This window comes from Pseudomonas sp. K2I15 (genome assembly GCF_002204795.1).
In the GTDB taxonomy this organism is placed as follows: domain Bacteria; phylum Pseudomonadota; class Gammaproteobacteria; order Pseudomonadales; family Pseudomonadaceae; genus Aquipseudomonas.
The window spans coordinates 121,790-136,246 of sequence record NZ_NIXO01000012.1 but is presented as its reverse complement, the minus strand read 5'-3'; the positions used below and the strand labels follow the sequence as shown (position 1 = coordinate 136,246).

The following is a 14,457-nucleotide window of genomic DNA, read 5'->3' as shown; positions in this document are numbered from 1 at the left end:
CTCAGCCATGCATTACGTCCTGCCTCATCGGCGTGAGGAGCGCATTTATCCGCGGGCCATCCGGCTCAAATCACCGAAATATCCGATCAGAAATAAAAAAGCCAGTCAGCTTAACTGACTGGCATTACCCCGAGGGGTGCTTTTTTGTGCTCGCTCGCTTAGCGCTTCAGCGAAGCCGGCAGGTGCGGCTGGATGGCCGTCAGTACTGCCTTGAAGCATTTGGTGTTGCCGGCAACCACGTGGCCTTTCTCCAGGAAGTCGTGACCGCCGGTGAAGTCGCTCACCAGGCCGCCTGCTTCTTGAATCAGCAGTGCGCCTGCAGCCATGTCCCACTCGGACAAGCCCGATTCCCAGAATGCGTCAAAACGACCGGCAGCTACATAAGCCAGGTCCAGGCTGGCTGCGCCAGCGCGACGGATGCCGGCGGTCTGGCCAACCAGGGCGCGGAACATGCCCAGGTAGTTTTCCAGGTTGTCCATTTGGTCATCGCGGAACGGGAAGCCGGTGCCCAGCAGGGCGCCGTCCAGGCTGGTGCGACCGCTGACACGCAGGCGGCGACCGTTCAACTGGGCGCCACGGCCACGGCTGGCGGTGAATTCTTCCTGGCGAACCGGGTCCAGAACAACAGCGTGTTCCAGGCGGCCACGGTATTTGCAGGCAATGCTCACGGCAAAGTGCGGGATGCCGCGCAGGAAGTTGGTGGTGCCATCCAGTGGGTCGATGATCCACAGGTAGTCTTCGCCTTCGCCGCTACCTTTGTGCAGGCCGGTTTCTTCACCGAGAATGCCGTGGGTAGGGTAGGCCTTGCGCAGCGCGTCGATGATTTTTTGCTCGGCGGCGCGGTCCACCTCGGATACGTAATCCTTGGCGTCTTTTTCGTCGACCTTGATGGTATCCAGGCGCTCGATGGAGCGGAAGATCAATTCACTGGCGCTGCGGGCGGCGCGCAGCGCGATATTCAGCATGGGCTGCATGGATGTGTCACCTAAGGTTGTTAAAGAAAGCCGAGCATTCTAGCAGAAACTTTCTTCAGGTGAAGGACGACGTTACCTTTCATGGCATAACCTTAGGCGGTTCTGTAAGATTTGCTCCCCTTTCCCGTGTCCGAGAGCGCCTCCCTTGCTGCAAAACATCCGTGTCGTCCTCGTCAATACCAGTCATCCCGGCAATATCGGTGGCGTGGCGCGAGCCATGAAGAACATGGGGCTGACGCGCCTGGTGCTGGTCGAGCCGCGTGTGTTTCCGCACCACGAGGCCGATGCCCGCGCGTCCGGCGCCAATGACATCCTCGAAAAAGCCCAGGTCGTCGCCACCCTGGAAGACGCCCTGGTCGGCTGCAACCTGGTGCTCGGCACCAGCGCCCGCGACCGTCGTATCCCCTGGCCGCTGCTGGACCCTCGCGAATGTGGGACCAAAGTTGTGGAGGAGGCTGCCGGCGGCGCTGAAATCGCCTTGGTATTTGGCCGTGAAGATTCCGGCCTGACCAATGAGGAACTGCAGCGATGTCATTATCACGTGCACATCCCATCAGACCCTGAGTTCAGTTCGCTGAACCTTGGGGCAGCGGTGCAGGTGTTGAGTTATGAAGTGCGCATGGCCTGGCTGGCCGCCGAAGGTCAGCCTAGCAAGGTAGAGAAGGACGAGGTTGCATCGACCAAGAGTGGTGAGTTGGCCACCATGGACGAGCTGGAGCGATTCTATGAGCACCTGGAGCAAACCCTGGTGGCCATCGAATTCCTCGACCCGGAAAAACCACGGCACTTGATGGCGCGCCTGCGCCGGTTATACGGACGCAGCTCGGTCAGCCGGGCGGAAATGAATATATTGCGTGGCATCCTCACGGAGACCCAGAAAGCGGCCCGTGGCGAGCTTCTTAAGCGGAAGGATTAAAAATGTTCGAGCGTTTGCGAGAAGATATCCAGAGTGTTTTCCACCGTGACCCGGCGGCGCGCAACGCCTTTGAAGTGCTGACCTGCTACCCCGGCATGCATGCGATCTGGATTCATCGCCTGTCCGGCGCCCTGTGGAAGATGGGCTGGAAATGGCTGGCGCGGGTGGTGTCGAACTTTGGCCGCTGGTTGACCGGGATCGAGATTCACCCGGGCGCCAAGGTTGGTCGTCGCTTTTTTATTGACCACGGCATGGGCATCGTTATTGGTGAGACCGCCGAGATTGGGGATGATGTGACCCTGTATCAGGGCGTGACCCTGGGCGGCACCACCTGGAACAAGGGCAAGCGCCACCCGACGCTGGAAGACGGTGTAGTGGTGGGGGCGGGCGCCAAGGTGCTCGGTCCGTTTACCGTTGGTGCGGGCGCCAAGGTTGGTTCCAACGCCGTGGTGACCAAGGCTGTGCCGCCTGGCGCAACAGTTGTCGGCATTCCGGGGCGGATCATCGTCAAGCCGGAAGTCGGTGATGAGCAGGAAGCCAAGCGCAAGGCCATGGCTGAGAAGATTGGTTTCGATGCGTATGGCGTCAGTGAAGACATGCCCGACCCGGTGGCGCGTGCCATCGGCCAGTTGCTCGACCACCTGCAAGCGGTGGACGGCAAACTGGAAGGCATGTGTGGCGCCTTGAAAGACCTGGGCAGCAACTACTGCGCCAAGGACTTGCCTGAGCTGCGCACGGAAGACTTCGCCGAGATCAAGGACGAAAGTGCCGCCACCAAGGCTGGCTGAAGTCTCGCAATCACTGCAAAACCCATGTGGGAGCGGGCTTGCTCGCGAAAGCTGCATGTCGGTCGCCGAATATATTGACCGATCCACCGCATTCGCGAGCAAGCCCGCTCCCACATTTTGACCTTCATTAGTCCCGCATTCCCGGCTTGGCCCTGTTCCCGCTGGTCCATCCCGTCCCGCCCTGCTATTATTCGCGCGCCCTTTTTGCGGCTATTCCTGACTAAAGTACTAGGTCTTATAGTTGACTTAAATACTCGGGAATCGCATACTTGCTCCCATTCTGAAACACCTTGGTACTTGTCCATGAGACTGACTACAAAAGGCCGATACGCGGTAACCGCCATGCTTGACTTGGCCTTGCACGCGCAAAATGGGCCGGTGTCCCTGGCCGATATCTCCGAGCGCCAAGGCATTTCCTTGTCCTACCTCGAGCAGTTGTTCGCCAAATTGCGCCGCAGCAATCTGGTTTCCAGCGTTCGTGGTCCAGGCGGCGGCTATCAACTGTCCCGCGACATGCAGGGCATCCAGGTAGCCCAGGTGATTGACGCGGTCAACGAATCCGTCGATGCCACCAAATGCCAGGGCCTGGGTGATTGCCACGCCGGCGACACCTGCCTGACGCACCACTTGTGGTGTGACCTGAGCCTGCAGATCCATGAGTTTTTGAGTGGTATCAGCTTGGCTGATCTTGTGACTCGCCGTGAGGTGCAAGAAGTAGCCCAGCGTCAGGACCAGCGCCGTTGCAACACCAAGGCGCCGCGTCTGGACAAGATTGAAGCGTCCGCCGTCGAGTGACAGCCGAAGAGCTAACGGCACGCCAGCCAGCCTGATTTAGGAGAAAGTCCATGAAATTGCCGATTTACCTTGATTACTCAGCGACCACCCCGGTTGATCCGCGTGTCGCGCAAAAGATGAGCGAATGCCTGCTGGTAGACGGAAACTTCGGTAACCCGGCGTCCCGTTCCCACGTATTCGGCTGGAAAGCTGAAGAAGCAGTCGAAAATGCTCGTCGCCAGGTCGCTGACCTGGTGAATGCCGACCCGCGCGAAATCGTCTGGACCTCCGGTGCCACCGAGTCCGACAACCTGGCAATCAAGGGTGCGGCGCATTTCTACGCGACCAAAGGCAAACACCTGATCACCACCAAGATTGAGCACAAGGCTGTCCTCGACACCATGCGCCAACTGGAACGTGAAGGTTTTGAGATCACCTACCTCGAGCCAACCACCGACGGTATCGTGACCCCTGCGATGATCGAAGCTGCGATGCGTGAAGACACCATCCTGGTTTCCGTGATCCACGTGAACAACGAAATCGGCACCATCAACGACATCGCCGCCATCGGCGAGCTGACCCGCTCCAAGGGTGTGTTGCTGCACGTCGACGCCGCTCAGTCCACCGGCAAGGTTGATATCGACTTGTCGAAGCTGAAGGTCGACCTGATGTCGTTCTCTGCCCACAAGACCTACGGTCCTAAAGGCATTGGCGCCCTCTACGTGAGCCGCAAGCCTCGCGTACGTATCGAAGCCACCATGCACGGCGGCGGTCACGAGCGCGGCATGCGTTCGGGCACCCTGGCGACCCACCAGATCGTCGGCATTGGTGAAGCGTTCCGTGTGGCCAAGGAAGACATGGCTGCCGAAAACGTTCGCATCAAGGCCCTGAGCGACCGCTTCTACAAGCAGGTCGAGCACCTTGAAGAGCTGTACATCAACGGCAGCATGACCGCCCGTGTACCGCACAACCTGAATTTGAGCTTCAACTACGTCGAAGGCGAGTCGCTGATCATGGCGCTCAAGGACCTGGCGGTTTCGTCCGGTTCGGCTTGCACGTCGGCTTCCCTTGAGCCGTCCTACGTCCTGCGCGCCCTGGGCCGCAACGACGAACTGGCTCACAGCTCGATCCGCTTTACGTTCGGCCGTTTCACCACCGAAGAAGAAGTCGACTACGCCGCGCAGAAAGTCTGCGAGGCCGTCACCAAGCTGCGTACCTTGTCGCCTCTGTGGGACATGTACAAAGACGGTGTCGATATTTCCAAGATCGAGTGGGCGGCACACTAAATATAGAAGCCGCCACCCAAAAGGCTCTGTAAAGACGTGGCGGAAAACGCAGGCGTATTTACAGGGTTCCAGAGCGGCCCTGATGAGTGAGGATTCAGTACCATGGCTTACAGCGAAAAGGTCATCGACCACTACGAAAACCCGCGCAACGTCGGCAAGATGAACGCGGAAGACCCTGATGTCGGCACCGGCATGGTCGGCGCTCCGGCGTGCGGCGACGTTATGCGCCTGCAGATCAAGGTCAACGAAGCTGGCGTTATCGAAGACGCCAAGTTCAAGACTTACGGTTGCGGTTCGGCCATCGCCTCCAGCTCCCTGGCGACCGAATGGATGAAAGGCAAGACCCTGGATGAGGCTGTGACTATCAGCAACACCCAGCTGGCCGAAGAACTGGCATTGCCGCCAGTGAAAATCCACTGCTCGGTACTCGCAGAAGACGCCATCAAGGCGGCTGTTCGCGACTACAAGCAGAAGAAAGGCTTGATCTAAGCAATTTGGCGACGAGTAAGGAGTCACGATGGCTATCAGCATGACAGAAGCGGCTGCGCAGCACATTCGCCGCTCCCTGAATGGGCGCGGTAAAGGTGAGGGGATTCGTCTGGGTGTTCGCACCACGGGCTGTTCCGGCCTTGCCTACGTGCTGGAGTTCGTCGACGAGGTGGTCGAGGAAGATCAGGTGTTCGAAAGTCACGGCGAGAAAGTGATTATCGACCCGAAAAGCCTGACCTACCTGGACGGCACCGAGCTCGATTTCGTCAAGGAAGGGTTGAACGAAGGCTTCAAGTTCAACAACCCCAACGTACGCGGTGAATGTGGCTGCGGCGAAAGCTTCAACATCTGAGGCTGATTGTGGGTACTCCTTGTCATTTCGCTTTGTTCGAGCTGCAGCCGAGTTTTCGACTGGACCTTGAACAGCTTGCCACGCGCTACCGTGAACTGGCGCGTGGGGTGCATCCGGACCGCTTTGCTGACGCTTCCGAGCGTGAGCAACGCTTGGCGCTGGAGCAATCAGCCAGCCTCAACGAAGCCTATCAGACGCTCAAGAACCCTCCCAAGCGCGCGCGTTACCTGCTCGCCATGGGCGGTCGCGAGCTGCCACTTGAAGTCACGGTCCAGGACCCTGATTTCCTGATGCAGCAGATGCAATGGCGCGAAGAGCTTGAAGAACTGCAGGACGAGGCCGATCTGGCCGGAGTCGCAGTTTTCAAGCGCCGTCTGAAAGTGGCCCAGGATGAACTCAACGAAAGCTTCGCAGCCTGTTGGGATGATGCGGCGCAACGTGAACAGGCCGAACGCCTGATGCGGCGCATGCAGTTCCTCGACAAGCTCACCTACGAAGTGCGCCAGTTAGAAGAGCGCCTCGACGATTAACCCAGTGCCGCCCAGGTTGCACGCCTGATATACAGATAAGTCCTGATTACCATGGCCCTACTGCAGATCGCCGAACCCGGTCAAAGTCCTCAACCGCACCAGCGTCGTCTGGCGGTCGGGATTGACTTGGGCACTACCAATTCGCTGGTCGCTGCGTTGCGCAGCGGTCTTTCCGAGCCGCTGCCCGACGCCGATGGCCAGGTCATCCTGCCGTCTGCCGTGCGCTATCACCCTGACCGCACTGAAGTGGGCGAGTCGGCCAAGCTGGCAGCGTCTACCGATCCTTTGAACACCGTGCTGTCGGTCAAGCGCTTGATGGGTCGTGGTCTGTCCGACGTCAAGCAATTGGGGGACCAGCTGCCGTACCGCTTTGTCGGTGGCGAATCCCATATGCCGTTCATCGACACCGTCCAAGGGCCGAAAAGCCCGGTGGAAGTGTCGGCCGATATCCTCAAGGTGCTGCGCCAGCGTGCAGAAACCACCTTGGGCGGCGAACTGGTAGGTGCGGTGATTACTGTTCCTGCGTATTTCGATGACGCTCAGCGCCAGGCCACCAAGGATGCGGCGAAACTTGCCGGCTTGAACGTGCTGCGCCTGCTCAACGAGCCGACCGCAGCCGCTGTGGCTTACGGCCTGGATCAACACGCCGAAGGCCTGGTCGCTATTTACGACCTGGGCGGCGGTACGTTTGATATTTCGATTCTGCGCCTGACCGGCGGTGTCTTCGAAGTGCTGGCTACCGGTGGCGACACGGCCCTGGGCGGCGATGACTTCGATCACGCCATTGCTGGCTGGATCATCACCAGCGCCGGCTTGTCTGCCGACCTGGATCCGGGCGCGCAACGTAGTTTGCTGCAAACTGCCTGCGCCGCTAAAGAAGCGCTGACGGATGCTGCATCGGTTGAAGTTTCCTACGGTAGCTGGTCGGCCCAACTGACCCGCGAAGCCTTCGATTCGTTGATCGAACCGATGGTCGCCCGCAGCCTGAAAGCTTGCCGCCGCGCCGTGCGTGACTCGGGTATCGAGCTGGAAGACGTGGCTGCCGTGGTGATGGTTGGTGGTTCGACCCGCGTGCCACGTGTGCGTGAGGCCGTTGCTGAAGCCTTTGGCCGCCAGCCGCTGACTGAAATTGACCCGGATCAAGTGGTGGCCATTGGTGCCGCGATCCAGGCCGATACCCTCGCCGGTAATAAACGCGATGGTGGCGAACTGCTTCTGCTCGACGTGATTCCGTTGTCCTTGGGGCTGGAAACCATGGGCGGGCTGATGGAGAAGGTGATTCCGCGCAACACCACCATCCCCGTTGCCCGAGCTCAGGACTTCACTACGTACAAAGATGGCCAGACGGCCATGATGATTCATGTGCTGCAAGGCGAGCGTGAGCTGATCAGTGACTGCCGTTCTCTGGCGCGCTTCGAATTGCGCGGCATTCCGGCGATGGTTGCCGGTGCGGCGAAGATTCGCGTGACTTTCCAGGTCGACGCCGACGGCTTGCTCAGCGTTGCCGCTCGCGAATTGGCCTCAGGCGTTGAAGCCAGCATCCAGGTCAAGCCGTCCTACGGCCTGACCGACGGCGAAATCGCCAAGATGCTCAAGGACTCGTTCCAATACGCCGGTGACGACAAGGTCGCCCGTGTGTTGCGTGAGCAGCAAGTCGACGCCCGGCGCCTGCTCGAAGCAGTGCAGGGCGCGCTTGAAGCTGACGGCGAGCGCCTGCTGGATGCCGAAGAGCGCATGGTCATCGACCTGCAAATGCAGGAGCTGGCTGAATTGATGAAAGGCACCGATGGTTACGCCATCGAGCAACAGACCAAGCGCCTGTCGCAAGTGACCGATGCCTTTGCCGCCCGTCGTATGGACCAGTCGGTAAAAGCCGCCCTGGCGGGCCGCAACTTGAATGAACTTGAGGATTAACTGATGCCGCAGATCATTTTTCTGCCACACGCCGAGCATTGCCCGGACGGTATGGTTGTGGAGGCTGAGACCGGCAAGTCCATTCTCGAAGTCGCTCACGACAACCACATCGAGATCGAAAGCGCCTGCGGCGGCGTCAACGCCTGTACCACCTGTCACTGCGTCATCCGTGAAGGTTTCAGCAGCCTGGAAGAGGCTGATGACCTGGAAGAAGACTATCTTGATAGGGCGTGGGGGCTGGAGCCGACATCGCGCTTGAGCTGTCAGGCGAAAGTGGGAACCGAAGACCTCACTGTTGAAATCCCGAAATATTCGCTCAACCATGCCGCTGAAGCGCCGCACTGACTGGTAGAACTGTCATGAGTTACGGTTGGAATGATGTACAACGCATTGCTGAAGAACTGGCTGAATCCAAGCCCGATGTGAGCCCGCTCACTGTCAACTTCGTCGACCTGCAGCGATGGATCATGGAGCTTCCGGATTTCGACAATGCCTCTGGCCGCTGTGGCGAGAAGGTATTGGAAGCGGTCCAAGCTCTCTGGATCGAAGAAATAGACTGATCCTCCCCGCAGGTTAGGCAATACCCAAGAACCCGCGTATAATTCGCGGGTTTAATTTTTCGCAAATTACCGTTTCTGGAGTTACACCATGGCTGTTCAACGTACTTTCTCCATCATCAAGCCTGACGCTGTTGCAAAAAACGTCATCGGCGAGATCACCACTCGTTTCGAAAAAGCCGGCCTGAAGGTTGTAGCTTCGAAACTCAAGCAACTGTCCAAAGCTGAAGCTGAAGGCTTCTACGCTGAGCACAGCGCTCGTGGTTTCTTCGGCGACCTGGTTGCCTTCATGATCTCCGGTCCTGTTGTTGTTCAGGTCCTGGAAGGCGAAAACGCTATCGCTCTGAACCGTGAGCTGATGGGCGCTACCAACCCTAAAGAAGCTGCTGCCGGCACCATCCGTGCTGACTTCGCTGAGTCGATCGACGCCAACGCTGTTCACGGTTCGGACTCCGAAGCCGCTGCTGCCCGCGAAATCTCGTACTTTTTCGCTGCTACTGAAGTAACCGCTCGCTAAGCATTGGCTTAAAAGAGCGAAGGTGAATCCATGACTACATTGACTGCAAAAACCAACCTGCTGGGTCTGACTCAACAGGAAATGGAAAAATTCTTCGACTCAATCGGGGAGAAGCGTTTTCGTGCCGCTCAGGTAATGAAGTGGATTCACCATCTTGGCGTCGATGATTTCGACGCCATGACGAACGTCAGCAAGGCCCTGCGCGACAAGCTCAAGGTCATTGCCGAAGTTCGCGGCCCCGAAGTGGTCAGCGAGGACATCTCCACCGATGGCACCCGTAAGTGGGTGGTGCGCGTGGCGTCCGGCAGCTGCGTCGAGACCGTGTACATTCCCCAAGGCAAACGCGGCACTTTGTGCGTTTCGTCCCAGGCAGGCTGTGCCCTGGATTGCAGTTTCTGCTCCACCGGCAAGCAAGGTTTCAACAGCAACCTCACCGCCGCCGAAGTGATCGGCCAGGTGTGGATTGCCAATAAATCGTTCGGCAGCATCCCGGCGACCGCCGACCGTGCCATCACCAACGTGGTGATGATGGGCATGGGCGAGCCGCTGCTGAACTTCGACAACGTTGTTGCGGCCATGCATTTGATGATGGACGACCTGGGCTACGGCATCTCCAAGCGCCGTGTAACCCTGTCGACCTCCGGCGTGGTACCGATGATCGATGAACTGGCCAAGCACATCGACGTCTCCCTGGCGTTGTCGCTGCACGCACCGAATGACGCATTGCGTAACCAATTGGTGCCGATCAACAAGAAGTATCCGCTTAAGATGCTGCTCGAATCTTGCCAGCGCTACATGGCGACCTTGGGCGAAAAACGTGTGTTGACCATTGAGTACACCATGCTCAAGGACATCAACGACAAGGTCGAGCACGCGGTCGAGATGATCGAATTGCTCAAGAATGTACCGTGCAAGATCAACCTGATTCCGTTTAACCCGTTTCCCCATTCTGGTTACGAGCGGCCGAGCAACAACGCCATCCGCCGTTTCCAGGATCAACTGCACCATGCAGGCTTCAATGTCACCGTACGCACCACCCGCGGCGAAGACATCGATGCAGCATGTGGCCAATTGGTAGGACAGGTGCTGGATCGCACCCGTCGCAGCGAACGTTATATCGCCGTGCGTGAATTGAGTGCCGCCGACGATATGCCGCAAAACGCCGCGACTCGAACCTGAGAGAGGATCTCTATGCCCTTGCGCCTTGCGCTGCTTTTGCTTGTTGCCAGCCTTGCGGCTGGCTGTGTTTCATCGGGCCATGACAGCCCTTTGCAAACCGGCAAGGGCCGTGACGAAGCGCGCGCTGCCTATGTGCAGTTGGGCTTGGGGTACTTGCAACAAGGGATGGCCGAACAGGCCAAGGTGCCGCTGAAGAAGGCCCTTGAGCTGGATGGCAGTGACGCCGACGCCAATGCTGCATTGGCGCTGGTGTTCCAGGCCCAGGCCGAGCCCGAATTGGCCGATCAATATTTCCACAAGGCCCTGGCCACACGTCCTGGCGACCCAAGGCTGCTGAATAATTACGGCAGTTTTTTGTTTGCGCAGAAACGTTATGACCGGGCGTCCGAATATTTCCAGCAGGCTGCGGCCGATACCCTCTATCCTGAGCGCTCGCGGGTTTTCGAGAACCTTGGGGTGACCTCAATGCTTCTCGGCCAGCGCGACACCGCCCGCCAGCAACTGGAAAAAGCCCTGCACCTGAACCAGCGCCAGCCACGAGCGTTGCTCGAAATGGCTGAGTTGTCCTTCGAAGACAGGCATTATGTGCCGGCACGTGACTATTACGAGCGTTTTAGCCTGCTGAGCGGGCAAAATGCACGTAGTCTATTGCTCGGTGTGCGCCTGGCGACGGTTCATGAAGAACGCGACAAGGCCGCACGTTTTGGCCAGCAACTCGAACGACTCTATCCCGGTACGCCGGAATATCAGCAATACCTGTCGGAGCAATGATGAAAGCGGCGCACCCGGAAGTTGTAGCAGCTAATCGTGGAAACCCAGGCGAGACCTTGCGTCAGGCCCGCGAAAGCAATGGTTGGTCGCTGGCAGAAGTGGCCCTCAAGCTCAATTTGACCACGACTTCATTGGGCAACCTTGAAGCTGGCGCGTTCGACAAGCTGCCGGGGCATACCTTTGCCCGCGGCTATATCCGTGCCTACGCCAAGCTGCTCGGTATCGACCAGGCCGCATTGGTCCAGGAATTCGACCAGATCACCGGTACCGATTCCCAGGGCAGCAATGTCCATGGCCTGGGCCGCATTGAAGAGCCTGTGCGGGTTTCCCACACTATCCTGCGCATTGTCAGCCTGTTGCTGCTGATCGCCGTGATCGGCGGTGGCTTTGTTTGGTGGCAGGACCAGACCTCCCAGCGTGGCAAGGACCTGTCCAGCAACGCCATGGAGCACGTCGAAGTCGAAAGCGCCGACGGCACCACCCAGATTCATCCATTGGACGAGCCGGAAGACCAGGCCGTGGCCCAGGGCCAGGCGGCGCCTGAAGCAGAGCCTGGCGCCGAGCAACCTGCGCCGCAAGCGGGGGCTGCCCCAGCTGTGACCCCTGTCGCACCTGCTCCAGCGGTTGCAGCGACGCCAGCAGCCCCGGTTCACACCCCGGCTGTACCGGCGCAGGCTCCAGCGCCAACGGCCCCGGCAGCCCCGGCGATTTCCGCGCCAACCACGCCGGTGCTTATCGCCGGTGATGGCCGAGTACAAATTACCTACGTCGCTGACTGCTGGACTCAACTCAGCGACGGCAATGGCAAAGTGCTGTTCAGCGGTCTGAAGCGTAAGGGAGATACACTTGACCAGGGCGGCAAGCCTCCTTTGACGCTGCGTCTGGGCTTTGCCCGTGGCGCGCAAGTGGCCTACAACGGCCAGCCTGTGGACGTGGCGCCGTTCACCAGTGGCGAGACTGCTCGCCTGAAGTTGGGACAATAAAGTCATGCACGGCGAATCTCCAATCAAACGTCGCGTATCGCGCAAGATCTGGGTCGGCTCGGTGCCGGTGGGCGGCGATGCCCCCATCGCAGTACAAAGCATGACCAACAGCGACACCAATGATGTTGCGGCCACTGTCGCCCAGATCAATCGTCTGGAAGCGGCTGGCGTCGACATCGTGCGGGTGTCTGTGCCGGACATGGACGCTGCCGAAGCTTTTGGCCGCATCAAGCAACTGGTCAAGGTGCCGCTGGTCGCTGATATCCATTTCGACTACAAGATCGCCCTGCGCGTGGCCGAATTGGGCGTCGATTGCCTGCGGATCAATCCGGGCAACATCGGTCGTGAAGACCGAGTTCGCGCCGTGGTGGATGCCGCCCGTGATCGCGGGATTCCGATCCGCATCGGCGTCAACGCCGGTTCCCTGGAAAAAGACCTGCAAAAGAAATACGGCGAGCCGACTCCGGCAGCATTGGTCGAGTCTGCGTTGCGCCACGTTGAACACCTTGAACGCCTGAACTTCCAGGACTTCAAGGTCAGCGTAAAGGCCTCCGACGTGTTCATGGCGGTAGAAGCTTACCGCCTGCTGGCCAAGGAAATCGTCCAGCCACTGCACTTGGGTATCACCGAAGCCGGCGGTTTACGCTCAGGCACAGTGAAATCTGCGGTGGGTCTCGGTATGCTGCTGGCCGACGGGATTGGCGATACTATTCGCATCTCCCTCGCGGCAGACCCGGTAGAGGAAGTGAAAGTCGGTTACGACATTCTCAAATCCCTGCATTTGCGTTCCCGTGGCATCAACTTCATTGCCTGCCCGAGCTGCTCGCGGCAGAACTTCGACGTGGTGAAAACCATGAACGAACTGGAAGTACGCCTCGAAGACCTGCTGGTGCCGCTGGATGTTGCGGTGATCGGCTGTGTGGTCAACGGGCCGGGTGAGGCCAAAGAGGCCCATGTGGGCCTGACCGGTGGTACGCCAAACCTGATTTACATCGACGGCAAGCCGTCGCAGAAACTGACGAATGACAATCTGGTGGATGAGCTGGAACGGCTGATCCGCAAGAAAGCGGCCGAAAAGGTCGAAGCTGACGCAGCGGTTATCGCGCGCGGCTGATCGAACGAATTTAAGGATTTGATGTGAGCAAGTCTCTGCAAGCCATTCGTGGCATGAACGACATCCTGCCTGAGCAGACGCCCCTGTGGCGCTACTTCGAGGGCACTGTCGCGCGTCTGCTGGATAACTACGGTTACAAGCAGATCCGCATGCCGATCGTCGAGTTCACCGAGCTGTTCAAGCGCTCCATCGGTGAAGTGACCGACATCGTCGAAAAAGAGATGTACACCTTCGAAGACCGCAACGGCGACTCCCTGACCCTGCGTCCGGAAGGTACTGCCGCATGCGTGCGTGCGGTGCTGGAACATGGCCTCACCGGCGGTGGCCAGCCGCAGAAGCTCTGGTACATCGGCCCGATGTTCCGCCACGAGCGTCCGCAAAAAGGCCGTTATCGCCAGTTTCATCAAATCGGCCTGGAAGTGTTCAACCTCGATGGTCCGGACATCGATGCCGAGCTGATCGTGCTGACCTGGCGCCTGTGGGGCATGCTGGGCATCCGCGATGCGGTCAAGCTTGAACTCAACAGCCTGGGCACCAGCGAATCCCGGGGCCGCTACCGCGAAGCCCTGGTGGAATTCCTGTCGGGCCACCTGGACAAGCTGGACGAAGACAGCCAGCGCCGCCTGAAAACCAACCCGCTGCGGGTACTCGACACCAAAAACGCCGAGACCCAGGCCGTACTGGTGGACGCGCCGAAAATGGCCGACTACCTGGACGACGAGTCGCGTATCCACTTCGAGGGCCTCAAGGCTCGCCTGGATGCGGCCGGTATTCCCTACGTCATCAACCCGAAACTGGTGCGTGGCCTCGATTACTACAGCAAGACCGTGTTCGAGTGGGTCACCGACAAGCTCGGCGCCCAGGGCACCGTGTGTGCGGGTGGCCGTTACGACGGCCTGGTCGAGCAGATGGGCGGCAAGCCGACCACCGGCGTAGGCTTCGCCATGGGCATTGAGCGGCTGATCCTGCTGCTGGAAACCCTGGAGCAGATCCCCGAAGAAATTTCCCGCCAGGTGGACGTGTACTTCTGTGCCTTCGGCGAGGCGGCCGAACTGGCTGCCCTGGCCTTGAGCGAGAAGCTGCGCGACCAACTGCCGAACCTGCGCCTGCAAGTCAATGCCGGCGCCGGCAGCTTCAAAAGCCAGTTCAAGAAAGCCGACAAGAGCGGTGCGTTGTATGCACTGATCCTGGGTGATGATGAGTTGGCCCAGCAAGTGGTAAGTTTCAAACCCCTGCGTGGTCAGGGTGAACAACAAAGCATTGCCTTTGATGCGCTTGCAGCGCACCTGGCCACCTGCATCGTGCAGGGTTGA

At 59.1% G+C, this 14,457-nt stretch carries 17 protein-coding genes; 16 read left to right on the top strand and 1 reads right to left on the bottom strand.

Translation table 11 applies throughout. The features are described from left to right. Nucleotides 1–158 precede the first annotated feature (158 nt). Nucleotides 159–974, bottom strand: coding sequence for an inositol-phosphate phosphatase (gene suhB, locus CEC48_RS10690; RefSeq protein ID WP_003175971.1), 816 nt, complete (start codon nt 972–974; stop codon nt 159–161). A 145-nt stretch (nt 975–1,119) separates the two neighbouring features. Between suhB and trmJ the strand changes: the two genes are divergently transcribed. From trmJ to hisS, 16 genes are all read left to right on the top strand, one after another. Continuing rightward, nucleotides 1,120–1,890 (top strand): tRNA (cytosine(32)/uridine(32)-2'-O)-methyltransferase TrmJ, encoded by a 771-nt coding sequence (trmJ, locus tag CEC48_RS10685; protein ID WP_003210307.1) that lies wholly within the window; start codon nt 1,120–1,122, stop codon nt 1,888–1,890. A gap of 2 nt (nt 1,891–1,892) precedes the next feature. Beyond that, a complete protein-coding gene (cysE, locus tag CEC48_RS10680; RefSeq protein WP_088423702.1) occupies nt 1,893–2,678 on the top strand; it encodes a serine O-acetyltransferase in 786 nt (261 codons plus the stop codon). A gap of 303 nt (nt 2,679–2,981) precedes the next feature. After that, on the top strand, nt 2,982–3,473 hold the full coding sequence (gene iscR / locus CEC48_RS10675; RefSeq protein WP_003210305.1) for a Fe-S cluster assembly transcriptional regulator IscR: 492 nt from the start codon (nt 2,982–2,984) through the stop codon (nt 3,471–3,473). Nucleotides 3,474–3,523: 50 nt separating this feature from the next. Beyond that, complete coding sequence (locus tag CEC48_RS10670) at nt 3,524–4,738, top strand: IscS subfamily cysteine desulfurase (protein WP_088423701.1); 1,215 nt, start codon at nt 3,524–3,526, stop codon at nt 4,736–4,738. Nucleotides 4,739–4,840: 102 nt separating this feature from the next. Then, nucleotides 4,841–5,227, top strand: a complete 387-nt coding sequence (iscU, locus tag CEC48_RS10665) for a Fe-S cluster assembly scaffold IscU (RefSeq protein ID WP_003209682.1) — start codon at nt 4,841–4,843, stop codon at nt 5,225–5,227. 28 nt (nt 5,228–5,255) lie between these two features. Next, nucleotides 5,256–5,579 (top strand): iron-sulfur cluster assembly protein IscA, encoded by a 324-nt coding sequence (gene iscA, locus CEC48_RS10660; RefSeq protein WP_003209680.1) that lies wholly within the window; start codon nt 5,256–5,258, stop codon nt 5,577–5,579. An 8-nt stretch (nt 5,580–5,587) separates the two neighbouring features. Next, a complete protein-coding gene (hscB, locus tag CEC48_RS10655; protein ID WP_008438289.1) occupies nt 5,588–6,109 on the top strand; it encodes a co-chaperone HscB in 522 nt (173 codons plus the stop codon). A gap of 51 nt (nt 6,110–6,160) precedes the next feature. Then, nucleotides 6,161–8,023: a Fe-S protein assembly chaperone HscA gene (gene hscA, locus CEC48_RS10650; RefSeq protein WP_088423700.1), complete on the top strand. Its 1,863-nt coding sequence runs from the start codon at nt 6,161–6,163 to the stop codon at nt 8,021–8,023. Between the two features lie 3 nt (nt 8,024–8,026). Then, nucleotides 8,027–8,368: an ISC system 2Fe-2S type ferredoxin gene (gene fdx / locus CEC48_RS10645; protein ID WP_088423699.1), complete on the top strand. Its 342-nt coding sequence runs from the start codon at nt 8,027–8,029 to the stop codon at nt 8,366–8,368. 14 nt (nt 8,369–8,382) lie between these two features. Then, nucleotides 8,383–8,583: a Fe-S cluster assembly protein IscX gene (iscX, locus tag CEC48_RS10640; RefSeq protein ID WP_088423698.1), complete on the top strand. Its 201-nt coding sequence runs from the start codon at nt 8,383–8,385 to the stop codon at nt 8,581–8,583. A gap of 88 nt (nt 8,584–8,671) precedes the next feature. Continuing rightward, nucleotides 8,672–9,097 carry a nucleoside-diphosphate kinase gene (gene ndk, locus CEC48_RS10635; RefSeq protein ID WP_003175956.1) on the top strand — a complete coding sequence of 142 codons (426 nt, stop codon included), beginning with the start codon at nt 8,672–8,674 and terminating at the stop codon, nt 9,095–9,097. 30 nt (nt 9,098–9,127) lie between these two features. After that, a complete protein-coding gene (rlmN, locus tag CEC48_RS10630; protein ID WP_088423697.1) occupies nt 9,128–10,276 on the top strand; it encodes a 23S rRNA (adenine(2503)-C(2))-methyltransferase RlmN in 1,149 nt (382 codons plus the stop codon). A 12-nt stretch (nt 10,277–10,288) separates the two neighbouring features. After that, nucleotides 10,289–11,047 carry a type IV pilus biogenesis/stability protein PilW gene (gene pilW / locus CEC48_RS10625; protein WP_088423696.1) on the top strand — a complete coding sequence of 253 codons (759 nt, stop codon included), beginning with the start codon at nt 10,289–10,291 and terminating at the stop codon, nt 11,045–11,047. Then, nucleotides 11,047–12,030 (top strand): RodZ family helix-turn-helix domain-containing protein, encoded by a 984-nt coding sequence (locus CEC48_RS10620; RefSeq protein WP_088423695.1) that lies wholly within the window; start codon nt 11,047–11,049, stop codon nt 12,028–12,030. Before pilW ends, CEC48_RS10620 begins: the two co-directional genes overlap by 1 nt. 4 nt (nt 12,031–12,034) lie before the next feature. Further along, the gene (gene ispG, locus CEC48_RS10615) at nt 12,035–13,144 is read left to right on the top strand and encodes a flavodoxin-dependent (E)-4-hydroxy-3-methylbut-2-enyl-diphosphate synthase (protein WP_088423694.1); all 1,110 of its coding nucleotides are present in this window, start codon (nt 12,035–12,037) and stop codon (nt 13,142–13,144) included. A gap of 23 nt (nt 13,145–13,167) precedes the next feature. Then, nucleotides 13,168–14,457, top strand: a complete 1,290-nt coding sequence (gene hisS / locus CEC48_RS10610; protein WP_088423693.1) for a histidine--tRNA ligase — start codon at nt 13,168–13,170, stop codon at nt 14,455–14,457.